Source organism: Telmatobacter sp. DSM 110680, assembly GCF_039994875.1.
In the GTDB taxonomy this organism is placed as follows: domain Bacteria; phylum Acidobacteriota; class Terriglobia; order Terriglobales; family Acidobacteriaceae; genus Telmatobacter.
Genome location: NZ_CP121196.1, coordinates 3,294,073 through 3,317,300, shown reverse-complemented (window position 1 = coordinate 3,317,300; position 23,228 = coordinate 3,294,073). Strand labels below are relative to the sequence as shown.

At 51.0% G+C, this 23,228-nt stretch carries 19 protein-coding genes; all 19 read right to left on the bottom strand.

Annotated features, from left to right (window positions below; all coding sequences use genetic code 11):
* Positions 1-207: 207 nt before the first annotated feature.
* The 19 genes from P8935_RS13685 to P8935_RS13595 all read right to left on the bottom strand — a co-directional run bounded on the left by P8935_RS13685 (position 208) and on the right by P8935_RS13595 (position 23,123).
* Positions 208-1,494: a DUF4910 domain-containing protein gene (locus P8935_RS13685; protein WP_348260855.1), complete on the bottom strand. Its 1,287-nt coding sequence runs from the start codon at positions 1,492-1,494 to the stop codon at positions 208-210.
* Between the two features lie 10 nt (positions 1,495-1,504).
* The gene (locus tag P8935_RS13680; protein ID WP_348260854.1) at positions 1,505-2,443 is read right to left on the bottom strand and encodes a polysaccharide deacetylase family protein; all 939 of its coding nucleotides are present in this window, start codon (positions 2,441-2,443) and stop codon (positions 1,505-1,507) included.
* 16 nt (positions 2,444-2,459) lie between these two features.
* Entirely contained in the window at positions 2,460-4,658 is a 2,199-nt protein-coding gene (locus tag P8935_RS13675) for a hypothetical protein (protein ID WP_348260853.1), read from the bottom strand.
* Positions 4,659-4,677: 19 nt separating this feature from the next.
* The gene (locus P8935_RS13670) at positions 4,678-5,937 is read right to left on the bottom strand and encodes an acyltransferase (protein WP_348265335.1); all 1,260 of its coding nucleotides are present in this window, start codon (positions 5,935-5,937) and stop codon (positions 4,678-4,680) included.
* A gap of 207 nt (positions 5,938-6,144) precedes the next feature.
* Complete coding sequence (locus P8935_RS13665) at positions 6,145-6,969, bottom strand: SDR family oxidoreductase (RefSeq protein WP_348260852.1); 825 nt, start codon at positions 6,967-6,969, stop codon at positions 6,145-6,147.
* Entirely contained in the window at positions 6,953-7,873 is a 921-nt protein-coding gene (locus P8935_RS13660; RefSeq protein WP_348260851.1) for a Gfo/Idh/MocA family oxidoreductase, read from the bottom strand. Before P8935_RS13660 ends, P8935_RS13665 begins: the two co-directional genes overlap by 17 nt.
* Positions 7,870-8,613, bottom strand: a complete 744-nt coding sequence (locus P8935_RS13655; RefSeq protein WP_348260850.1) for an SDR family oxidoreductase — start codon at positions 8,611-8,613, stop codon at positions 7,870-7,872. The genes P8935_RS13660 and P8935_RS13655 overlap by 4 nt, the downstream gene beginning before the upstream one ends.
* Positions 8,606-9,310: an acylneuraminate cytidylyltransferase family protein gene (locus P8935_RS13650; RefSeq protein WP_348260848.1), complete on the bottom strand. Its 705-nt coding sequence runs from the start codon at positions 9,308-9,310 to the stop codon at positions 8,606-8,608. The genes P8935_RS13655 and P8935_RS13650 overlap by 8 nt, the downstream gene beginning before the upstream one ends.
* Before the next feature lie 22 nt (positions 9,311-9,332).
* Positions 9,333-10,424 carry a sugar phosphate nucleotidyltransferase gene (locus P8935_RS13645; RefSeq protein WP_348260847.1) on the bottom strand — a complete coding sequence of 364 codons (1,092 nt, stop codon included), beginning with the start codon at positions 10,422-10,424 and terminating at the stop codon, positions 9,333-9,335.
* 63 nt (positions 10,425-10,487) lie between these two features.
* Positions 10,488-11,666: a UDP-N-acetylglucosamine 2-epimerase gene (neuC, locus tag P8935_RS13640; protein WP_348260846.1), complete on the bottom strand. Its 1,179-nt coding sequence runs from the start codon at positions 11,664-11,666 to the stop codon at positions 10,488-10,490.
* Positions 11,667-11,730: 64 nt separating this feature from the next.
* Entirely contained in the window at positions 11,731-13,872 is a 2,142-nt protein-coding gene (locus P8935_RS13635) for a radical SAM protein (protein WP_348260845.1), read from the bottom strand.
* 114 nt (positions 13,873-13,986) lie between these two features.
* Positions 13,987-14,997 carry an N-acetylneuraminate synthase gene (gene neuB, locus P8935_RS13630; RefSeq protein ID WP_348260844.1) on the bottom strand — a complete coding sequence of 337 codons (1,011 nt, stop codon included), beginning with the start codon at positions 14,995-14,997 and terminating at the stop codon, positions 13,987-13,989.
* A gap of 7 nt (positions 14,998-15,004) precedes the next feature.
* Positions 15,005-15,637 (bottom strand): acetyltransferase, encoded by a 633-nt coding sequence (locus tag P8935_RS13625; protein ID WP_348260843.1) that lies wholly within the window; start codon positions 15,635-15,637, stop codon positions 15,005-15,007.
* A gap of 39 nt (positions 15,638-15,676) precedes the next feature.
* The gene (locus P8935_RS13620) at positions 15,677-17,074 is read right to left on the bottom strand and encodes a polysaccharide pyruvyl transferase family protein (RefSeq protein WP_348260842.1); all 1,398 of its coding nucleotides are present in this window, start codon (positions 17,072-17,074) and stop codon (positions 15,677-15,679) included.
* Between the two features lie 28 nt (positions 17,075-17,102).
* Complete coding sequence (locus P8935_RS13615; protein ID WP_348260841.1) at positions 17,103-18,422, bottom strand: ABC transporter ATP-binding protein; 1,320 nt, start codon at positions 18,420-18,422, stop codon at positions 17,103-17,105.
* Between the two features lie 19 nt (positions 18,423-18,441).
* Entirely contained in the window at positions 18,442-19,260 is an 819-nt protein-coding gene (locus P8935_RS13610) for an ABC transporter permease (protein ID WP_348260840.1), read from the bottom strand.
* 96 nt (positions 19,261-19,356) lie between these two features.
* Positions 19,357-20,607 carry a glycosyltransferase family 4 protein gene (locus P8935_RS13605; RefSeq protein ID WP_348260839.1) on the bottom strand — a complete coding sequence of 417 codons (1,251 nt, stop codon included), beginning with the start codon at positions 20,605-20,607 and terminating at the stop codon, positions 19,357-19,359.
* Complete coding sequence (locus P8935_RS13600; RefSeq protein WP_348260838.1) at positions 20,600-21,829, bottom strand: hypothetical protein; 1,230 nt, start codon at positions 21,827-21,829, stop codon at positions 20,600-20,602. The genes P8935_RS13605 and P8935_RS13600 overlap by 8 nt, the downstream gene beginning before the upstream one ends.
* On the bottom strand, positions 21,810-23,123 hold the full coding sequence (locus tag P8935_RS13595; RefSeq protein ID WP_348260837.1) for a nucleotide sugar dehydrogenase: 1,314 nt from the start codon (positions 23,121-23,123) through the stop codon (positions 21,810-21,812). The genes P8935_RS13600 and P8935_RS13595 overlap by 20 nt, the downstream gene beginning before the upstream one ends.
* Positions 23,124-23,228 lie beyond the last annotated feature (105 nt).

Here is a 23,228-nt window from a genome sequence, read left to right as displayed (position 1 = left end):
TTCCGCCGCCACTTTGAGCGACCCGTAGTAATCGCCACCGTAAGAGTGATTCCAAGGTTTCAGTCTGAACTCTGAAACTGGCGGCAATCGAGAATCTATATCCGTGATCGATATGTTAGAAGGGTGGGGCATGTTTTTAGCTTGATGGTTTTAAGAATTCTGCCAACAGGCAGATGCGATGCGAGCACAACCTAAGGCGTGACACGGTCATAACAGGTCGATCAGGCCTTTCGCTTCCCATCGAAGCAGGTACTCGTTTGCCTCATTTTCTGGTATCCCTACGTGGTCTGCTAAGGCTTTGACACTTACGGGGCGCTCCAAGGCGGGGATAAGGTCCATAAGGGTTCTCATCCGGCGCCGGCCATCAGTTAGTTTATCTCCCAGTGCGATCTGTCCATAGTCGACGTATAAATCGTATTTTGGATTCGACAAACAGATGTTTCCCTCAAATTTTCGCATAATCATGGGCGACGCTTCGAGACGATCGACAGCCCCTATCAACGCGTCAACCGCCTCGTTGAGCGAGGTATCTTTCATGATCTCCGCAGAATCCAAGCTTGAGTGGTACTGCGGATACGGAAATCGCGAAAAGGAGAGCATGGGGATGCCATAGTTTTCCCACACATATTCGTCGTTCACGATAATACTTTCGAAAGGACCCGTCCGATAAGCCAAGCCCAACTGATCCAGACTGGACTTCAGTGCATGCGACACGCTTACCATACTTCGCCTCGATTCCTGAACGGCGAGTGGCGTGTCAGAACCAAGCATCTCTAGAAAGATCCCTTCAAGAATGCGCTGGCGATCCTGCTTATTGAGCCAGGCCAAGTAAATCTCAGATCCAAGAATTCCAGGTGACAGAACAAGGGAATAGGTGAACTTGGTTTTTCGTCCCTGCAGGCGACGCATCACCTCCATACCTACGACACAACCGGCTAGCCCGTCATTTGCCACACCAGCGTGATCCAGGCTACCCGCGAGCACGATCGTCAAGTCGAGGGAGCCCTGGTGTTTGTACTCCAGGATCTTCATCACGCCTGGTGACTCCACAGTGCGGATGATGACTTCGTAATCACCTGGGGTGAGACGGTCATACACGCTTTTTGGCATGCAAAAACCCCAATCCCTACTCCAGCTTCGGAATTGCTGTCGATAATGGAAAGGAATCGAGTCTTCATATCGGTGATCGTAGTGGACATGACGCAAGAGCTCGTCCAACCCTACGGTTCCAGAAAAGCTATTTGAAAGTGCAATTACGCCAAGGGGATGGCTCGTTCCGTCATAAACCATAACCCCCTGTTTGAAAATTTTCGCTTCTACGACATCCCAGGACGGAGGTATAACCCATCCATTGTGTTCGTAGGAACTCGGTACGGCGATCACGTGAAATGGTAACTCGTTGCAGAGATAGCTCACGGACTGATCGTAGCCGAGGGAGCAAACCGCTCGATTGAGAGGCGTGAGGTCTTGCAACATCTGAATCATCGTTTTCATTTTGAGCAGCCTAACTTGGAAGATCGTTCGTGTCTATTCGAGGTAGTGTCAGCGGATCATCGACCTTAAGATCCGCAACGCGGTTCTCCACCGCGAATCCAAGCCGGCATCGGCGAGCCTTCAGAATTTGCAAAACCGAATCATTGTATCCGCCGTAGGGATAGCACATCGTCCACTGGTCACCTTCTATTCCGACCTTGTTCAAAAACTGAAGTGAGCGATCAATTTCAAATGATTGCACATCTGCGGGTACGCGATTCAGCCAAACATGAGAAAAACCGTGGTTGCCGATGTGCATTCCATAGCGTCGCAGACAGGCGATCTGATCCACCGACATGTAAAGTTCGCAGGCAAAAGCAGCCTCGTCGGCCGTTACAAATTTCGCGAATAATCGCCGCACGACCTCTTCTCGCACCGCGCCCGGCAGTTCGTGCTGGAGAAGGCTTTTGACTACACTCACCTCGCCGCTGTCGTAACGATGCTTTACCCTCTCTACGCGGAGATACTCTTCTCTTGTTTTTAATTGATATTCCGCGCGAAACTCCGCGAGGGACGAGAACACTTCGTCAAGCAAGATTCCAGCATCGGAAACAGATGCGAGCAAGAACTGAATCTTGTTGACGTCCAGCACTCTATGTTCAAGAGTTGGTCGCGCGGATGGGTAGAAGCAGGCCTTAATGCCCCGTGAATCCAGTTGGGGAAATACATTTGCGAAGTGGTCCACGTACCCATCGTCAAAGGTTAAGAGAATTGGATTGGGCGGCAGCTCATTCTTCTCGCATGCAAGCGCAGCCAATAAATCATCTACCGAAATAGGCGTGTAGTTGATCTGAATGTAGTCAAGCTGTCTACAAAATCGTTCGACCGATAGCCCCTTGATCCCAGGGTACCGTGAGCGCTCCAGATTGCGGACATAGTGGTACATGACGATGGTGACTTTACGATCCATCAGAATATCTGACTCCTCAATAATTCACCCTGTAAATCTTGAGATCACCGCAATCCTGTTGCTCGACTAGCCACGCGGGCAGCGGTCTCGGTAGGGCGATGTCTGTTCCCGGACGAGCGACAAGCCAATGGACGTGCCAAGCCTTGGCAATGTTGTACATCAATCCCGGATCGGAAGTAGTAAACATCAGGTCATTGTCATGAAGCAGTGTCTCAAACCAGGGTAGTAGTGTCTCGCCCCGATCCAGATAGCCTTCGAGAAGCACGGGACGCTCGGAAAGCCCAACATATCCGTAGGATCGCTCGCGGTTTGAGGCCAGGCTTTCTACACTATGTTTGTTCGTGGCGAATCGCTCGTCCCCTGAATCAAGTTCCCGAAGACGTTTCAGTCCTCGTACCTCGCCGGGAGCAAGAGACACATCCATCTTCATCCGCCCCATGCCAAAGTTTATCCATGGCGTAATCCATGCTAGAAATCCAAGCGATAGTGTGCAAATGAGAATCGCGGAAGCCGTATTGGAAAAGCGGACGTTCCGCTTCATCAGTTCGGAAACACCAACGAGGAACAGGGTTGAAATGACACATAAAAGGAGTTTGACGCCAAATGAATCGACACCTGTGTGGCTGTGAGTTATCTGGGCAACGATACCAATCAAGACTCCCGAAATCGTGAGAACGACCATGCCTATCTTAGCCAGCCTGAACCACGATGCGGCCCATTTAGAGCGTTCGGAGCCACGCCAGCAACCGGGGGTAACACGAGAAAATGCAAAAATGCTGAACATGCATTGCAGATAGTAGATGCCGTATCGTTGATTTCCATCCCTGATTAACAATAGAAGGTTGAACGTCAGCAGGCCGACTACACTCACCAGAACCAAAGCTGCAAGAGGATCCGATAGAGGCTTTGAGATCCAGCGAAATCCCATTATTCGAAAGCCCAGACCGACCAGAAATCCAACAGTGAGCATCCACCATTGCGTAGTCGGATGCGTATTGACAGTCGTCATCGCGCCATCTGAGGCATGGCTGTAGCCCATGATGTGCCAGGCCTCCCAAAAAAGACTGACCATCAGCAAAATTGAAATCCACGCCCAGAGAGTCGCAAGGTGTCTCCAAAACAAAAGAACACCCACGATGCCAAAACAGTACAGAGCCGCCACTGAATTCACCGGGACCGCGAGAGATGGTAGAGCAAGAAATACTATTCTCCGCCAAACCGAAACAGACTCTCGCCCACTTTCGATGAGGCACAAGCTCATGATTGCAGTTATGGCACCCAGGCCGTGTAGCACCGAATGCCCTAATAGAAGATGACTGAACGGCCCTCCATCAGCGAGCACCTCCACCTGAGGTATCTTGAAAAGGATGGCTCCCGTCACATAACTTGAGCTGTTTCTCTCGTCCGTAAAGAGCGACGAGATAGAACCATAAAAGAAAAGCCCTGCGACGGTAGCAATTCCCCCGACTTTTTCCTCGTTTACTCTGGATGAGAGTAATGTTCCCAATCCAAAACACGAGAGCACAAGCGCCCAAATCGATGCGCCACGAGTCACGCGCACCAAGGCATCCCCCAACTCAAGACCGTCAATTCTGGAGATCACAGCGGCCGGTGCATAGGGACCAAAGTGATAAAGGAGATCCGCTGTAACTGTTCCCGGGCTTTTGGGTGGAAGTTCCTCTCTCTTAATGCTCGAAGAAATTGAGTAGAAATGCTCCGTATCGGCGTATATCCAATTGAAGCTTCCATCTCCTCGCAAGACTGCGTCCCTGCGGGCCGGGAAGAAGAAGAACACCGCGCAGATCAATAAGGACAGGATGGTTAGAATCCCGGCATGGGGAACCGTCGTTTTCGCACAAATCGTGCGATCCTTCCAAAGACACACTGCCCCGGCCACAAACAGCCCGAGCCAAAGGGGCAGTACCCAGACGAGTGGAAGCGGCACTCGTAGCCAGAGCGCGGTCAAACCCGAGAGCGCAAGGATACCCAGTGCCGGTGCCAGAAAGATTGCTTGAGATCTCGCTAGACACGGGAGCGCCGCGCAAATGATGCCGTAGCCGGTAGCAACAATCAAAATTCCGTATAAAAGAAAGTCGATAGCGACATGTACGCTACCACCACTCGCAACAAATGCTGCGATGATCCATGGCAGGATTGCAAGAGTTACAGCGGTAGACACTCGTCGATCGGAGAACAGGAGATCTTTGAGATTCATATGGTGTCTGCAACAGGCTTTAAGCCTTAAGACCCTGAACGATCTTCGACTCGGCTGAGGCTCCAACTGGGAAACCAGCTTCCAAAGATTCGCTGCGCCTGGCGTTGAATCGTACTGAGATCCATCGGCGCGCAGGAGTTTCAACCCAATAGAAACTCGCAATGGAGACTGGAATACACAACGCTAGATAAAGAAGGAATAGAAGGATGTAGAAAAGCCAAAACTCGCTATGAGACCGACCCCACAGTAACGGCTGCATTGCCGGACCGAGAACATGCAGGATCGGCAGGTGAATCAGATATAGACCAAAGCTGCAATTGCCGAGGAATACCAGCCACTTGACGCTCAACAATCGTGAAACAACCGTGCTCCCACTTGAAAGTGCCCACACAATTACACAAAAAAGCGGGGCCATGCTTCCGTCACGCAGCAATATGCTGCCTTGCATAGAATTATCAAACTTATCTGAAGTGAAATGCGCAACCCCGAAACAGATTGCAAGCCCCGCGCCTAGGGCAGAATAAATCGCCCATGGCGCAAGCGGGCCGGTGCCGTACCTTTCAATTGATGACACTTGTAACCTGGCCATTAGAATTCCGAGAATGAAAGTTGAAACGTGCAATGGCGGAAGATAAAGGAGAGACTCCAAGCCAAGAGACGAAGCATGATGGGCTATCGCCGCAGCCAATACAAGTACGACCAAAGTTTGGCCGCCAATGTAAACCAGAAAGATGGAAACCCAGGTCCATTTGGACCGGAGCGACCAGATCCAAACTCCAAGAAAAGGAAACAGCACATAGAAAAACGCTTCCGCTGACAGAGACCAATTTGGAGTATCCATTCCCCAAAAGCCCGAATACCACGCTTGGAGCAACAACAGGCTAGCGGCGAACGTAGAGCCAGTTTTGGCAAGTGCAGCTTGATAACCTAAAGTGGCTACGTGGGAAGCAAAGAACCACGGTAAATCGGCAACAAGTGTCAACAAGAACACAGGATAGACCCGCGCAAATCGCGCCACGAAAAACCTTCTCTTGTCAATTGGCTGCGACGGACGTAGATAGACCCAGGCAAGGACAAAGCCGGAAAGAAAATAGAAGAAACCTACTCCTCCAAGAGCCGCAGCAAAACGAAAGCCGAATCCACTGAGCTCTCGGATCGGCATTAGACGAATCCAATGAAACGCGATGATATAAACGGCCGCAAGAAAACGCACCGAGGTTATCGGTTTACTCCAATCCTTGCTCCGGTCAAAAGTGAAGCTTTTATTGTAGGTATCCATGCCCACGATTGGAATATGGTTCTCCTGACGCCCCGATTTCCTCAGGGCCTTATATAACGGGATAAAATCAGAAAAATGAAGATGACCAGGGTAACTAGCCAGTAAGAATTGACCAACGAGCCCGCAGAAGTAATCTAAGTATTTTCTATCGTGGAGGCTTTGCTAAGACTCAAATACGTTTCTGATTCGGGCGGCTTAGCCAACCATTTACCAAGCGCTAAGGCCCCCGTCGACAACGAGACAGTGCCCGGTGACGTAACTTGATGCGTCAGACGCCAGATAGACAAGTGCACCGACCATTTCGTCTGGTTGGGCCATGCGCGCCAACGGAATGCGGGCAGAATAACGGGACTTGAACGTGTCGTTTTGCCCGCTCTCTACGCCTCCCGGGACGAGTGCGTTGACCCGAATCCCTTTATCACCCCAGTTTCCTGCAAGGTACCGCGTTAGACCAACGACTGCGGCCTTGGATGTTGAATACACGGCCGGATTGCTGATCTGACGTCCAAGGTAGTGCGAGCCCTCGTAGATTCGTTTGTCCGATGAAAGAAGACCATAAATTGAAGCGGTTTGTATGATGCTGCCCCCTGTTCCCTGTTTCTGCATCTGGCCGCCAACTGCTTGTGCTACTAGGAACATGCCATCAATATTGACTGACATGATTCTTCGCCATTCTTGAAGTGAATATTCCTCGGTAGTGGCGAAGAAAGCGTCAAGATCAGCGGACTTGGAAGCGGCATTATTGTGCAAGACGTCGATTGTTCCAAAGCGCTTCACAACTTGACTAACCATGTTCGCGACAGATTCTGGATGCGACACATCACAAGCCACTCCGAGTGCATGGGTGCCGTAATCACGCTCAAGTTCATCCGCGAAGGCCGCACAACGATCCAGTTCCAGATCAACCACAGCGACCTGCGCGCCAAACTCTGCGAGGCCCCGGCAAAACCTTTGGCCAAGTATGCCGACCGCGCCTGTAACTACGGCGGTCTTGCCATTCAACTCAAAGAGATTCCTATAACGAGAGTTCATTGATAAATACTTCCCTGTTTTCTTTTTGGGCGATTTGACCAGCAATCAAAACGCGCATGATTTCCAGGGTCCTTTCAGGCTCGATCGCCGGCTGGTCTGTGCGAATGGACTCACTGAAATGCCATAGCATTCTACGAAACATCGAAAAATTGTCTGTAATATCAAACGTTCCGTTGCGCTGCGAACCAAATATCTCCAAATGAAATGTCCGTGCACTTTCGCCCAAAGCATCAATCTGAATCAGGGCGCCGTCATCCAGACGCACGGCTGCAGAGGCGTGATCCGATGGCAGCATCCTCACAGAAACAGGATGTGCGGGCGTAACGCCCAATGCGGCGTCAAGCAAATGAACACCGTATTTCTCCCAGGAGAGGACGATAGCACCTCTAATCAATTTTACTCGTCCGTATGCGGCTAAATCTGCGCGCGGCTCATCTAGTTCGCGCGCGTATCGCATACCAGAGCAGGACATCAACTGACCTTTTTCGAGATACGGCCTGAACGCTCGCAGTTCGGAGGCTTCAAGACTCAGAGGCTTGTCGACAAAAACGTACAAGCCTGCTCTCAGCAAGGGTATCGCCAATTCGAAGTGCGTCTCGTAGTCATCGCGCGCAATAATTACCGCATCAACCTTACCGATCAGTTCTTGCGGATGATCGACCATGTCGGGGATACGACAAGCCTTGCAGAGTTTTTCGGTGACCTCGCGGTGCTGAGTCCATGCGTGGGTGATCTTTATCCCATCTATTCCAAACTCTGAAGGATCGCGCCGGCGAACATACTCATATATTCCAGGCCATCCCGAGTTGGCCAAGTTTTCGTCGGAATATCCGTTGATGATCGAACTATAAGAGAAGGGATGTCCGTTTCCTTCACTGCAACCAATGATCGCGATTCGCTTCATTCGGGTGCCTCAAGCACGTTCTTGAATCGGGAGTCCGCTTTGCCACCCATCCAGTCAATGCCTTCAAGATTTGGAAAGAGCGGTATCTCATATCCGAGCCAGAAAAATCGCCCGGTTGGTCCGTGTTCCCCTAACCCGAGGAGATAGTCGACCGTCGGATGGCATGCCGACGGATCCATTGTGGCGTTTGGCGCCATTTCTGTTCGTACTGGCCCAGGACTCATCAGATTTATGCGGATGTTGAGCTCGGCGCATTCTTTTGCGCAGGTGACAGTGATGGCGTTTAACGCTGCTTTCGACGCGCTGTAGGCACTATATTCCGGGAAGCAATTCAGGGGAGCGCCGGAGGTGATATTGATGACTCTACCGAAATTGTTCGTTTTCATTCCGGGCAAAAGCCCATGAAGTATCGCGAACGGAGCAAGCGCGTTGACCATCATGCTACGGTTCAGCTGGTCGGCATCAAGGACGTCGACTGGGCTACGCATGTTCACTCCAGCGTTATTGATGACATAGGGAATATGCCCGTACTCGGAGTTCAACCAATCCACAAGCGACGACACTTGCACGGGGTCGCTCAAATCGGTTTGCCGGAGGGTTACACGCAGCTTTCCCAACTCCTCCTGCATGCGTTCTTCGCGCCTGGCGACCGCAACAACTTCATACCTATTACTGAGGTGCTTGGCAAGTGAAAGACCTACTCCGCTGCTTGCACCCGTTATTAGAAGCACTCTACGCATGAGATCTTTCCACAGCAAATTGTTCGGCTAAAAGAAAATCGATGGGATCGTTAATGTCGATGGATCGTTCCCGCGGCATTTTGACTGCCCCAATTCGACCGAATAGGATCGACTGCGATGAGACCATCAACCCTGCAATTCGTACCGCGTAAACGGCGCCATTCAATTGATATGCCTCTGGCAACTGCTGCCGTGGAAGCCAGGGTATTGCCCCTGGAATGAACACCTCAGGCCTTCGTCCGTTGATCCTCCACGCCCTATGCGGATTCAACTCGGCGGTGCAGAAGGTAGCGGCGCAATCATACTCATCAGTTGAAAAAAAGCTCAAGCACTCCCTCACGTCTGCAACAGACCGAAAAGGGCAGGTTGGCTCGAGGATTACAAGAACCTCCGCAGACTCCTGCTCTGCCTTAAGCGTACAAACCAGATCTTTGAGCGCGTCGATTACAAGGGCATCATCCGTCGCCAACTCGACTGGGCGAGGATACACTTCAGCGGCGAATTGGCGGCTGACATCAGCGATCTTGTCATCGTCAGTGGAGACTATTACGCGGTCGATCTCTTGAACCTGCTTCGCGATCACTATCGACCAGGCAATCAACGGGGTGCCCGCGAGCGGTCGGATGTTCTTTCCGGGGACCGACTTGCTTCCCCCTCGTGCGGGAATGACCGCGATGACACGCTTTCCGTTCAACATGAGATGTACCTGGCTTGCTTGATCACTCTGCGGAACCTCGGGAGCCCAGTCTGCCAAGACTGTCGACCGCCTTGCGGTATTCGACCCATTCCCCGGTGTCGACCCAGGCGTTTTCGCTGATAGGAAAAACTCCAATGCTTCCACCAGACTTCTGTATTTCTTCAATGAAATCGGTCATATCGCACCGAGTTTCTTCCGGAATTAGATTTAGCCGGTCGCGCCGTACGACATACATACCCGTATTCACAAGGAAGCTGTACTGTGGCTTCTCAGTAATGCGAGCCAAACTGCCGTGTTTACCCAACTCGCAAATTCCGTATGGAATGCGATACTCCTTGAGAGAGGCAACGAGAGTCAGGTCGTAGTTATTGTCAACATGAAAGGATACCAGCTCTGCCAGATCCGTCTGAATAACGATGTCGCAATTCGTGACAATCAAGTTCTCTGGAGTTGCCTTATACAGCGCTCTGAGGCCACCAGCCGTCCCACGTGGTTCCTTCTCTTCCAAGAATACTACTGAGTAGGTTGGGGCCAACTCCTCAAAAAAGGATTTGAGAATCTTCGCCTTGTAGTTAATCGAAAGGTGAAACCGAGCTAATCCGTAGGCGACAAACTGGTCAATAATCACTTCGATCACAGTTCGGTCGCCTACAGGGATGAGAGGCTTTGGTAGGACGTTGGTGAAGGGCGCTAAGCGAGTCCCGAGGCCGCCGGCCATGATGACAACCGGCAAATCGAGACGTTTCTTCGGTTTCGTTGCGACTTCGCCATGAAAAAGATCTTTCCAAAATACGAGCCGCACAATCTCGCGCTCAGAATTCACAACAGGAACGCATCCGAAATTGCCATTTAGCATTTCAGCGCGAACCTGTTCAACTCCAAAACCCTCCTCGGCCACGCGGGGTTCGCGATTACATACTCGAATTACCTGCGCCTTTAAATCACCGTCCGAGAGAATCCACCGGCGGATGTCACCATCTGTCAGTGAACCTACAAGCCTTGATTCCTCATCGACGACAAAGGCAATCTTTTCCTCGTTCTTCTCTAACTTCTCCATTGCCTGCCGGATGGTGTGCGTCTGAGGGACTAAAAACGGCTTAATCTCTTCATTCATGAGTATCGTCTCGCATGTTTCCGGCACTTTCAAACAACTGCCTGCTGGTTGGCTTGTCTACAATCATTTTCGCGGCAAATCGTAGAATCGCTTTGTTAATAAGTCGCCTGATACTTCAACCGATTTTAGAATGTCCTTGATCCTCTCGCTCGCAAGCCCATCATGGAAGCGGTCATATGGATTACGCATTCCGCGCAACAAATGGCGAAAGCGTGGGGAGGTCGCCCGCTTAATTCCATGTTGAATCGCCGCCTGACTGCATCGGACATCAATGACATTTGGAGATCGAACCCGCCCTCTCTGTCTCTCGCCTATATTCACAACAGGCAGTCGGAAGGAAGGAGCTTCGATCAAGCCGCTTGAGGAGTTCCCCACCATGAGTGTGAAGTGCTTAAGGCAACTCAGATAGCGGCGATGCCCCAGGTGAGGTATCCATTTGAAGCGTTCTGGATTCTGCGCGCATGCGGCCTGCAAGCGAATGTTAATTAAAGACCCCTGTGCGTCTGCGTTAGCCATGGTGAATACTGCTTTCAGACCGCTGGCCCTTATGGCGCCAACCAGAGACTTAATTTGTACCTCAGTGCTTTCAGAATTTCGAGTCACGGGATGATAGGTGACAAGTGCAACTGGCTCCTGGAGACTTAGTCCAAGCTCTTCTTCAAGTTGTACCCGGGTCAGCAAGCCACAGTCGTACAGCTGATCGAGTCCCGGAGCGCCAAAGTTAAAAACCTGTTTGGGCGATTCTCCCATTTGAATGATTCGACGCCGGTATGTCTCGGTCGCGGCAAAATGGAGTGCCGCCATCTTCGTAATCGCATGGCGAATGGACTCGTCGATCGCACCCTCACTGCGTTCACCGCCATGGATATGCGCAATTGGAATCTGAAGCATGAGGGCGGCGGTCGCGGGTGCCAATATCTCAAATCGGTCCCCAAGCAAAACGACAATCGCAGGTCGCAACTCCGTGAAAGCGTCTCCGAAGCGAGGGATGCCCACTCCAATGGATTTTGCGTTGGCTAGAGCTGATCCGCCAATGAGACTTAGTTTGATCTTCCGGTCAACCTTAATACCTGCAGCCTCAATCTCTCGCACAGTCCGCCCAAACTTCGCAGCCAAATGCATACCTGATGCAATCACCTGAAGCTCGAGCGCCCGATCAGCATCAATGCACTGCATCAACTTCTGAAGCAGCCCGAAGTCTGCCCGGCTCGTGGTGACCACACAGATCTTACGCCTTGTCACGTCAACTATTCCTTATACGGCGCTTCAAAGATGGCGCGCGGAAATGTGCCAAGCTTCCACCCGCTTACGAGGGCTCCACTAGCACGTTGGCGCGTTGAATGGCTGTTTGAACACTGCTCTGTAATTCGTTGGATCGACTCACCGCGGGTAGCGACGACGGCTCACGCCAGATGCGGTCGCGGCCCATTTGTATCAAAATCCTCCCTATCCCTGTAGCCGTTGTACCGTATCGCTTAATCTGCGCCGCCATCTCTTCTTTTTTGGCGTCTGAGAATCCAAAATCGACTCTAACAGCACTCTTGAACTTGAATTCGGAAAGCGGTGTTGCGAGCGGGCTTCGCATCCACCTTGCGATGTCATAATGCAGTTCCACGCTGGGACAGTCCTCGTTACGATCGTCGCCGAAAATGTTGTGAACCCGTCCTTCACAGAAAACTCTGATATCGTCGAGGATTTCAGCCTCACCGACATGAGCACGGACCTCTTCGCCAAACATTGCTTCCGCAGTTTGGAAAATGTACTCCACCCACTCGTCGATCACCGCGAGGCTCATGGCTGTGTGGACCTGAATCAGATTGATACCGATCTCACCCGTGAGTAGTTTCTCGTAGTTGTTTTCTGCATAAATATACGCACGGAGTGACTCTTCAGACTCCCAGAGTTCATCCTTGGTTAGTCGTACAAACGAATCGAAGACTGCCTGAACTGAAGCCGGCGCCTCCCTGATATTCGTTACTAACCTTTGAAGCAAACCGATGATTGGGACCTTATTTTGCCGCATAAACCTCAGCAAAGGGCTAAGTCCGCCACCGTTATACACAACTGCGACCATCAAATGCAGCTTTCTGGCATCCTGGTAGTCCTGAAACGATAGTGTATTGGTCGAGGTAATAACTTCTTCGATTTCGACAGCGATGCGCCCGTTCTGCAGCTTACCGAAATCACGTGGCAGAATTCTGAAATGGGAGCCGATGTTGTGAGTTGCCCTGCTGAATGCTGTGACGAGTTTGGTTCCATTCAGCAACATGCATGAATAAACCTCCACGACGTTAATCCCGGCCTCTACAACTTGAGAAATCGACTTTACATGACGCTCGTACGAATCTCCAGGCAGACCAAGTATGAGTTCCGAAAACGTCGGCAGACCCAGCTCTTGATATACGCCTGCTAATGCGATCATCTCCGAGGTGCTGATGTTATCGCGCTGAATCTCATGGAGCACAACCGGATCCATGGATTGCACAGACATCCACATTGACAGAGTGCCATTCAGCTTCCGAAGAGCCTTGGCAATACGCTCTTTCTTATTCTTGCCGGTTGAGGCGAAAATCGAGCGGGGCCAGTTTTGCTTTTGCTGGATGCCTTCAATGTGTTCAACGATCTCGTAGTCTCGCTCATACATTGCAAAGTTTGGATCAGCGAACATCAAATGCGAGGTTAAGATCGGAGCTTTTCGCACTGCGGCGGCAATGTAGTCCAGTTCGTCCTTGATGCGATCTACACTGAAAAAGTTAACCTTCGAGATGAGTTGGTTGCCTTCGTGACAGAAAGTACATGAAAATGGACATCCACGATTTGTCTCCAGCATCGGAGCGAGTTTGCCGTCGAAGAACTTGTCCATAAATCCAGTGAGGTACGGCGACGGAATCTCATCGAGGATTCGACGACGAGTCAGCATTGCGCCCTTCATAACCTCTGTATCACTCAACCTGTGAACAAATCCATCGATTGGAGTCTCTTTCATCTTTGCGCGGTCGACGCCAGTTTCCATCGCGCGCTTCACGAGTTCTGCAAAAGCCTCCTCCCCTTCAAGGTACGCGTAAAAATCGATCAAGGAGTTGCGTTTAATGAACTGGGTGCGATCTTCATCCTCAAGAGGAATATTTGGCCCCCCCATTACGCAGATTGTCGCCGGCGAAACTGCCCGCGTCATCCTGAACATCTCCTGTCCCACATGGAAATTCCACGGATAGTTCGTCAAACCCAGGATGTCAGGGGGCCGCTCATTGATGGCTTGATCCAGGTCGTCAATGTACTTGAAGAGTTTTAAATTGATTTCACCGCCAAAGATTTTCTGCGCGTAGGCCGCAATAAATCCTATGTTGAGGGGGAATGCGTCGGTGGCAAGGGAAAGAGTGGTATAGGTAAGGTCGCCCAGGTAAATGTTGAGCGGCCTCAAACTTCCTCTCTGGTTGTTATCTGACATAAGCGCCTCCAAATTGCAACGATGTCGCAGAGCACGGGGTTCCTTCAGCGACCGTTCAACTTCAACCCACAAAGCCAGGTAGGGTTGCTGTTACCACAAATGCGTTAATCCGCCTCAAGCGAAATGATTCCACGTCAACACCTCGTCTCGGTCGACGCTTGTGCGTAATGTAAGCCCAATCAAAGCCGGCAGAAATTTGGGAGCCAAACCGTTACCTGGCCGTTTGATTTCCAGGTCGTCTCTTACAATTCGGTGCCCAACCCGAAGGGCCCGAGAAGAGACAACGCTCTTGCGCGCAACTGGAAGGTTCTGAAGTTCGCAAGGGGCGGGACTCTTAATACCAGTGCCAAGAGCAGACTCAACGTGGCGGATTGCTGCAACCATCTTTTCGAATTCATTCGGCTCGAGGGATGCATGATGGTCAGGGCCAGAAAGCGAACGGTCCATCGTGAGATGCTTTTCAATAACCTCCGCGCCCAGAGCAACAGCAGCTACCGCAACTTCTATGCCCGCCGTGTGATCTGAGTAGCCAACGGGAAGACCAAATGCTGCCTTGAGTGTCAACATCGCACGGAGGTTGACCTCATCAAAGGGTGCTGGATACTCGGTCACACAATGCAGAAGCGTGATTCGATTCGCTGCTTCGTCCTGAAGAACCTGAACAGCCTCTTCAACCTCGCCAAGAGTGGACATGCCCGTAGACACTATCAATGGCTTCTTCTTGTGCGCCAAGTGACGAAGGAATGGTAGGTTGGTAATCTCACCGGACGGCACTTTGTAGAGCGGGACACCCAATTCATCGAGCAAGTCGGCACTCTCGGTATCAAACGGGCTCGACAGAAATTGGATGCCAATCTCTCGACAATGTTGGATTAAAGTACGATGGTCGTCGGCGCCCAATTGGAGGCGTTGCAACATTTCAAACTGTGATTCCGAAGTCGATGTCGTGCGGTCCTGATAGGGTGCCTTCCGCGCCGAACGAGTTGCCAGCAATTCAGCCCGGAAAGTCTGGAACTTTACTGCATCTGCTCCGCAAGCCTTCGCGGCATCGAGAAGTTGCAATGCGAGATCCAACGATCCATTGTGATTGACTCCAGCTTCGGCGATGACGAACACGTGCTTCATGAGGTTCCTATCTAATTCGCCGGGCGGGGCTACCCACATAGACGCCCGGCTCCGTGATATCTTCAACGACGGTAGATCCTGCGCCGACCAGACAATGTTCAGCGATGGCTAATCCTTCAATCACAGTGGCTCCCGCCCCAATCATGGAATAGCGTCCCACCTTGACCCCGCCACAAACTGTAGCTCCGGGGGCGACGTGCACCCAATCTGCAAGAATGACATCGTGTTCGATGATGCTGTGAGTATTCACGATCGCGCCGTAGCCAATCGTTGCCCCACTGTTGACGATCGCTCCGTCCATCACCGTTACGCCCCCATCAACTTTGACTCCCTCGTTCACGATGGCGTCAGGAGAGACAATAAAGGGAAAGGATAACGAAAGCGATCTCAATCGCATCCAGAGTTCACACCGCGAAGTTCCAAAGCCAACCTGGCCGACCGCCAATACCGCCTCACACTCCGTTTGGTTCAGAGCCGATGGGCTAAGCGCCTCATCCGTCCCGAGATAAGGCGCTCCCAGTAATGTCCCATTATCCTTCAAATCGCTATATCCGATAATGCGGTAACGGTTCAGCTTCCGCAGAATACTGATCACGACTTTGGCATGGCCACCACCGCCGACAACGACAATTGAACTCATTGTTTGCTCATTCTCAGATGATCTCGCGATCCACACCGCTCAATTGTCCATATGACGCATAAGAAACTCCGGCAAACTCGCCGCTTCATCGCTGCGCCGCTTCGCTACCTGCGAGATGCGGGTTCGCAACACTGCGCCATGATCCAGATACTTTCGCGCTCTCGCAACAATCTCCTTCGAGTCAGATTCATCTGGAAACGCGTTGAACTCGTCCTGATCGTCATATTCAAGCACTCGTGAAAGGCTGCGCATCTTGTGCGCATGAGATCCAAGAAAGATACAAGGAGTGCCGCCTAGCGAGGCAAGAATTGACGGGTGGTATCGTCCGGAAATGAATAACCGTGCGTGCGCTAAAACAGCGCCGCATGAGAGTATAGGTGCATCCACTGGAACAACTCCAACATCTTTCGCTTTTCCAACTCGTTGCAGAAACGAATCTGGTACGTCGTTTTCGGTCAAGTACACTTGACATCCGAGCTTCCTGACCTCATCAACAAGCCTTGAGTAGCATTCAACAGATCTATCGGGTGCCGTGGCGGCCAACGCTCCGCCTCCGATGCATACGTACGGCTTGGAAAAGTCTAGTTTGCCCCAGTACTCATCCCTCTCTGGATGCGGCAACAAGAAATCGCCATTCACTGGAGGGTGCGAAGACTCAGGTTGGAAAATTGAATGCCACAGGAAGAGCGAGTCTGGAATCAGACTGCAGTTCACTTGCGGCATCGCATTCTGAACGTACTCCAGAGATTCTGGATCGCGAAGCGATACAGCTTTACATTGAGCAAGCAGACGCCCTGCCGCCGCAAGGGTCGCGACATTTCTACCCGTCAAGGGACAATCTGAAATCATCGAATTAACAAGGAAGACGGGCTTGCCCAATCGAATGCCAAGCTCGATCATGGCAAGTATAAAGAGAGTCTCTCGTCGCGGCGGCGTCGAAAAAATGATGTCACCATCGCCGTCAACCACAATCATGTCTGCATTCTTGGCTTGTTCGTAAATTCTAGTTAGCTCAGCATGCCCCTTTTTGTAAGTCATGAGGTTGTCGATGCTGACGGAGGGATCTTCAGAAATGAAATCACGAGCCCCACACATCTCTTCGATCCGAATGTACCAGCTTACGGGCCGACGCCATCGTCGTTGAAACAGATATTTGAACAGTCCATGATGTTTAGGTGGGATCAACGTATCGATGTAACCTGCATCGGTAGTTCCCAACACAAATGATTCTCCGGTAACTCGGCCAGTGAATTCGAATGTCTTTTCCAATAGCTGAGTCAAAGCTATGCTAGCGCCGCGGCCCCAGTTCACGCTGCATCGATTGTCACCAATAAAGAATAGCTTTTTAGGCGCCGTCCTAACCGAGAGCGCTGAGGCATCGATCATCTGTATTCTCTGAGCAGCTTGGTTTTCCCCTGGTGACACCAAACGATACATGAGTAAGCATCGATAGACTTCGGTAAATTCATCCCTGCAACGCCGCCACCGTCCGAGACAACGACACCGCTGCATGAGTGCCGTCAGGTAACAGCCACTCATAAGGCACGACAACAGGCGTCGAGTTGCGTGCCCATTTTAAATATTCTCCTTTATATCCAAAATCGGCAAGATCCCCGACCACACTAAATAGGGCAACTTCCTGATAGCGGATAATCAGATCAACTCCGTTCGAGGCTCGGATGCTCATATTGACTCGATAGTTTTGAGGCAGTAAGGGAACTGACTTGAATCTGCACGTTATCTTTCCTTCGCCTTCAAGGCAAGTAGGCCGATGTCCATCTAGCAGCATATTGGATGTGAAACATGGGCCGTTAGCCCCCAAAATCCCCAATGCTACGTTAGGTTCTTCGATCCGCTGTTGTGCCTCGTATGAAATCTCGACAACCAGGTCGTCGCCGGGTCGGAACCGACCACTAATCTCGCCTCGATCGTCTTTTAGAATCACGTTCTTGATGACCAAACCATATTCGGAATTTGAACAAGAGTAGAGGAAATCACGCGAAGTGCTGTCAAAGTATGAGCTAATAACGTCATTTACTTCACCGTCTTTACGAACCTTCCCGCGTTCCATCCAGATCGCTCTCTGACATAAACTTCGGACCGCGTCCAGATTATGGCTAACGAACAGTACCGTTCTGCCGCTTTGTGCGAAGTTTCCCATCTTTCCAAGACACTTCTTTTGAAAAGCCGAATCACCAACCGCGAGCACCTCATCAACAATCAAAATTTCAGGATCCAAGTGCGCCGCCACTGCAAACGCTAGTCGAACATACATGCCTGACGAGTAGCGTTTGACGGGCGTATCTAAGAATTCTTCAATCTCGGAGAAGGCAACGATTTCATCGAACTTGCGGACGATCTCTGCGCGACTCATACCCAGAATTGCACCGTTAAGAAAGATATTTTCTCGCCCCGTCAACTCCTGGTGAAACCCTGTTCCCACCTCAAGCAGGCTGGCGAAACGGCCGTCGAGAACAATTCGTCCTTCGGTCGGCGCCGTAATCCGGCTCAACAACTTCAGCAGCGTGCTCTTCCCCGCCCCGTTGCGGCCAACCAGCCCCACCACATCGCCCCGTTTCACTTCGAGAGACACACCTCGCAGAGCCCAAAAGTCGGTCTCCCGCATCTTGTTCTCCTGATATTGCTTGAACCATTTGCCCGGCGAGCGAAGAGCACCTTCAATCGCGTGGCGCAATCCATCGCCGTTGGCTCTCTTGTGACCAATGGTGTATCGCTTTCCGAGATTTTCAATTCTGATGGCAAGATCAGAGGATGGAGAAGTCATATAAGAAGCTCAAAGTCTGTCAGATTACGTCAGCAAAGGTTCGTTCGGTCTTTCGAAAGTACCAGATTCCAGTAACAAGAAGAACCACAACGTCGATCAGAGCAACGGTCAAGCTCCTCCACATTGCAGGCCCTTGCGTCCCCAACAGACACCAGCGGAAACCATCAATGACGCCAACCATCGGATTCAGGGAAAAGAGCAACTGATATCTTGCCGGGACCACACTGCTTTGAAAACCAACCGGAGATATGTACAAACCGAACTGAACCAAAAACGGCACTATGATGCGAAAGTCTCGATATTCAACCATAAGTGCTGCGATCCACAAGCCAACACCAAGGGAAACCCCAAAAGCAAGTAGAACCAAGAAAGGTAGCAGCACCACTGCGACAGGCGGCCTGTAGTGATACCACATCATCAGAGCAGCTAAAAACCCTGCTGAGATCATAAAGTCAACAAAGCTCGTTATCACACTGCTGACGATGATTACGAGGCGAGGAAAGTAAATCTTCGAGATCAGCGACGCGTTCTGCACAAGACTGTTCCCACACTCCGACAATGACGTTGAAAAAAACATCCACGGAAGCATCCCGCAGAACACGAGCAAAGGATAAGGGACTCCACCGGACGGCATTTTACCCAGTTTTCCGAATACGACGCTCAGGATCAACATAGTCAGGAGCGGACGGATTAAAGACCAGCTAATACCCACAACTGTTTGCTTATAACGAACAAGCAGATCTCGCCATGCAAGAAAATAAAACAACTCGCGATAGCGCCAAAGGTCCAACCAATACTGTCGCTCGGTGCGACCTGCCTCAATTACTAGTTCGCTCATGTTTTCCAGTTTGATCGGATGCGATCGGCTTTCGTTGGGTCCGCTCATATAGTTGAGCCAGCCACATCTAAGAGATAGACAGGTTCAATGCAAAAATCAGGAACATCTCTCTTCTGATTCAGATTCTTTTGGCATCGCGGTCACTTCCCCGCCCGAAGAATCGCTGAACGCACGCTCATATGCCGCAAGAAGATTTGGCACTGAGTGTTCCCACGCCAAATCCTTCACAACTCGTTCACGGCCACGCTCTCCCATCGCTTTTCTTTCCTCGGGATTATCCAATAGCCAAAGAATCTTCTCGGCCAACCCGACGGAGAGCTTGTCATTTTCGCAGTACAGAGAAGCGTTTTCGGCACTGTACCGCCCCTCCTTCAGATCAAATTGAACTATCGGCTTCGCCAACGCCATGTACTCCATGATCTTGATCATTGTGGACATATCGTTCATAGCGCACGGCTTGTCAGGATTCACGCACACATCCGCCGTCGATAGAATCTCAAGCAGGAGTTCTACCGGAACGCGGCCTGTGAAGTTCATGACATCCTCCAAATGAAGATCCTCGACCATCTTTCGTAGCGTTGCAAGTCCAGGCCCCCCGCCAACACATGTGAAGTGCACGTCTTGACGCCCCGATTCCTTAATGTGCTGTGCGGCCTCAATGAGAAGTTCGAGACCCTCCTGGGTGCTCATGTTTCCCACATATCCCACGAGATATGGCTTGCCATACTTCAAGTTCGGATTCGGCTGAACCGCTTTAAACTTGACCAAGTCTGGTCCATTACGAACCACAAACACATTCTGGGGATCTCGATGGCCGCGCGTTATCGCGAGCTGTCGATAGCTTTCATTGGTTGCCATCACTACATTACTGAAGCGATATGTAAGCGCCTCTAGCATTACCTGAATCCTGTAAAGAACCCCCTTTTGGCCGAATTTTGATTGATAGAGTTCCGGGACAACATCGTGGTGATCGAAGATATACTTCACCCCGACCAATTTGAAAGGGAGCGCTACCAGAAAGATATTGTCTGGCGGATTGCACCCCTGGATGACTTGAAAGCCACGCCGGGCAAATATCCACCACGCGAAAATGAACTCCCAGATAAGCGCCCATCCAAACTCCCAAATAAAGCCGAGGGCGCTGTTTCCCTCTGCGGGCATAGGATGACGGTAAATATGGACGCCTTCCAGCAATTCATAAGTCGCGGTGCTTCCGTAGCCACGAGGGCACAGCACAGATACCTGATAGCCAGAGCTGCGCAACGTCGTCGCTTCCTTCCACACGCGGTCGTCAAAAGGAACCGACATATTCTCAACAATAATGAGGACCTTTTTGATCTTAGGCACGGTTGGATTTTCCATTCAGCGATTTGTAAAGATTGGCTAGAGCGCACATCATAGTGGCCTGTCCCCAGTGCAGCGTAGGTGTTTTGTTGACTATGCGTGAAGAGTAGCGGCGATAGTAAAAATAGCCGCTGGAGTCTTGCATGTGGGCGATAGTCCATTTTGCAACTCTCACAGCCATATCTAAGGCACTCTGGTCTATATCGCTGAAGTACACCAAGGTATCGATCGCCTGCGACGCGCATTGAATATCAATCGGAAGAGTTTTGCGATCGTAATATCGGGGTGTGCCGTCCCCGCAAAAAAACGTTTCCTTCCAGTATCTGTAGCCCTTCATCATGCTCTCATGAAAGCGCTTGTCTCCCGTACTTTCTTCGTAGCGAAGGAAACAGTCGAGTACATATGCAGAGTGGAAATTGTCGACCCAGTGCATGTCCTCGCGCTCACCGTAATACCAGGCACCACTCTCCCTCTGGTGTTGTGACGTGTATTGAATTGCCTGCTTTGCTAATTCACGGTAGGATTCGTTTTTTGTATAGGAATACGTTCTCCCCAACAGGCTCGCAGAAAGTGTGCTCGCGTTGTGCACCTGGGTGTCCATGCCTGGGACGTACGCAATGCAGCGCCCTTCGCCATCCGGGAAGGTCTTTACATCGCGCATTATATGTTCGCAAGCACTGATCGCGATCTCCAGGTATCGGTCATCCTTGAAATGGTCATAACCATCAAGAAACGCATGACCAATCAGCGATGTCCATACCACGGTTGGGACACCGCGCTTTAGATAAAAACCTCTTGACTGATAATCGAAGTGATTGCCCCAGCATGCACCGCTATAACCCGCAGATTGGTGATCGATTAACCACTGCAATGCAAATCTCGCCTTGTCCGACCAAGCCGGCTCGCCGGTTGCTTGATGCAATCGAATAAATCCCCTCGCCAAAAAACCCATCCCCTTGGTGGATTTCTCCGCCGGAATTCGCAAGAGCGGCCGAAGATTGATCGGAAATCTGCGCACACCTTGTAACAATACGGTGCGTCCGAATTTCGTCTCAAAAGTCAGAGGGCGCAGGAGTGGCGAACTCAACCCGTCAAATGTGTCGTAGCCGCGATAGTCATGTGTCTCCAGCCAGACCGCAAGCCGATCAATGGATTGCCGGACTTCTGCTATTTCCGCCGCATATGCTTGCTTACCTTCCGACCGCTCACCAACAAATGCCATCATAGCTACCATTTCCGCTCTTCCCTTCGGTTATCCGCACAAAATCAATTAGATGTTGGCTGTCAGAGAGCTGGCCCGGAACGTGTTCGAATTCAGGATCGTTATTCCCAATCACCACAGTCTGCGCATGCTTCAACACAGTAGCGACGTCGGCAACCATTAGTTTAGAGATATGCGGTATACGATTGAGAATAAAGTCCCGGTTCGCACCAACAAGACTAGCTAAGTTCACATTTTTGTCGTAGATGCGTAGATCAAAGCCCTTACCGATGAGCCGCTCTATTACCTCAATGACGGGGCTTTCCCGCAGATCGTCTGTTCCAGCCTTGAAACTAAAGCCTAGAATGCCCACCCGCATGTGCCCGCTATCAATAATCATCTGCAGTCCTCGCGCAATCTGGATCTCGTTGCTGGGAAGGATTGAAGTGAGAATTGGAAGTTGCAGGTCGTGCATTTTGGCCTGATGCGAGATCGCACGCAAATCCTTTGGAAGGCACGATCCTCCGAATGCGAAGCCTGGCGTCAAGTAAGATGATGAGATATTGAGCTTTCGATCCTGGCAGAAAATGTTCATAACTGCGTGTGAATCAATGCCAAATGACTTGCATAGACTTCCGATTTCATTGGCGAAACCTATCTTCAGCGCATGCCAACTGTTATCGACATACTTGATCATCTCTGCGGTCTCTAAATCGGTTTTGATGAACGGCGCATCGATTCGGCTGTAAAGGTCGACGAGCATCTCCCCACAAGATCCATCGAGCTCACCAATCACAGTTTTGGGCGGCAAGCGGAAGTCCTTCACTGCCGAACCCTCTCGCAGGAACTCAGGATTATTGCCCACCCCGAAATCTACGCCTGCCTTCTTTCCAGAAAATTCCTCCAATATAGGGATGATGATGCCACGCATTGTGCCAGGAAGAATCGTGCTACGGATTACGACGACGTGACGCGACAATTTATTCTTTAACGCATCTCCGATCTGTTCGCAGATTCGGCGAATGTAACGCAGGTCAAGATTGCCATTTGGCTGGCTTGGCGTACCCACGCATACAAACGACAAGTCTGTCGCGGAGATTGCCGCCGCGACGTCACTTGTTGCCCGCAAGTTTCCCCGCTTTACTTCGGCTTCAATAATCTGGCCGATGTCCTTCTCAATAATTGGTGACTGTCCTCGGTTGATCAAATCCACCTTGGCTGGGACCAAATCCACTCCTACCACCTCATGGCCTTCTGACGCCATACATCCAGCCGAAACAGTTCCTACATAACCCAGCCCGAAAATACTAACTCTCACAACCGTTCCTTTCGATCCGACCTAATCTCTGTTCTTTAGATCTTGTTGATTCGGTAAGCTTCGTTGCTCGTACTTATGCTGCCGTCCATCGTCAGCTATTGTTTC

Coding starts and splice junctions, on each gene's coding strand:
- P8935_RS13650 (WP_348260848.1), bottom strand. CDS start 9,310: ATGTTGAACGGAAAGCGTGTCATCGCGGTCATTCCCGCACGAGGGGGA.
- P8935_RS13635 (WP_348260845.1), bottom strand. CDS start 13,872: ATGTCAGATAACAACCAGAGAGGAAGTTTGAGGCCGCTCAACATTTAC.
- P8935_RS13615 (WP_348260841.1), bottom strand. CDS start 18,422: ATGACTTCTCCATCCTCTGATCTTGCCATCAGAATTGAAAATCTCGGA.
- P8935_RS13680 (WP_348260854.1), bottom strand. CDS start 2,443: ATGGATCGTAAAGTCACCATCGTCATGTACCACTATGTCCGCAATCTG.
- P8935_RS13625 (WP_348260843.1), bottom strand. CDS start 15,637: ATGAGTTCAATTGTCGTTGTCGGCGGTGGTGGCCATGCCAAAGTCGTG.
- P8935_RS13645 (WP_348260847.1), bottom strand. CDS start 10,424: ATGAATGAAGAGATTAAGCCGTTTTTAGTCCCTCAGACGCACACCATC.
- P8935_RS13620 (WP_348260842.1), bottom strand. CDS start 17,074: ATGTATCGTTTGGTGTCACCAGGGGAAAACCAAGCTGCTCAGAGAATA.
- P8935_RS13670 (WP_348265335.1), bottom strand. CDS start 5,937: ATGGATACCTACAATAAAAGCTTCACTTTTGACCGGAGCAAGGATTGG.
- P8935_RS13665 (WP_348260852.1), bottom strand. CDS start 6,969: ATGAACTCTCGTTATAGGAATCTCTTTGAGTTGAATGGCAAGACCGCC.
- P8935_RS13610 (WP_348260840.1), bottom strand. CDS start 19,260: ATGAGCGAACTAGTAATTGAGGCAGGTCGCACCGAGCGACAGTATTGG.
- P8935_RS13600 (WP_348260838.1), bottom strand. CDS start 21,829: ATGATGGCATTTGTTGGTGAGCGGTCGGAAGGTAAGCAAGCATATGCG.
- P8935_RS13675 (WP_348260853.1), bottom strand. CDS start 4,658: ATGAATCTCAAAGATCTCCTGTTCTCCGATCGACGAGTGTCTACCGCT.
- P8935_RS13685 (WP_348260855.1), bottom strand. CDS start 1,494: ATGAAAACGATGATTCAGATGTTGCAAGACCTCACGCCTCTCAATCGA.
- neuB (WP_348260844.1), bottom strand. CDS start 14,997: ATGAAGCACGTGTTCGTCATCGCCGAAGCTGGAGTCAATCACAATGGA.
- P8935_RS13660 (WP_348260851.1), bottom strand. CDS start 7,873: ATGAAGCGAATCGCGATCATTGGTTGCAGTGAAGGAAACGGACATCCC.
- P8935_RS13655 (WP_348260850.1), bottom strand. CDS start 8,613: ATGCGTAGAGTGCTTCTAATAACGGGTGCAAGCAGCGGAGTAGGTCTT.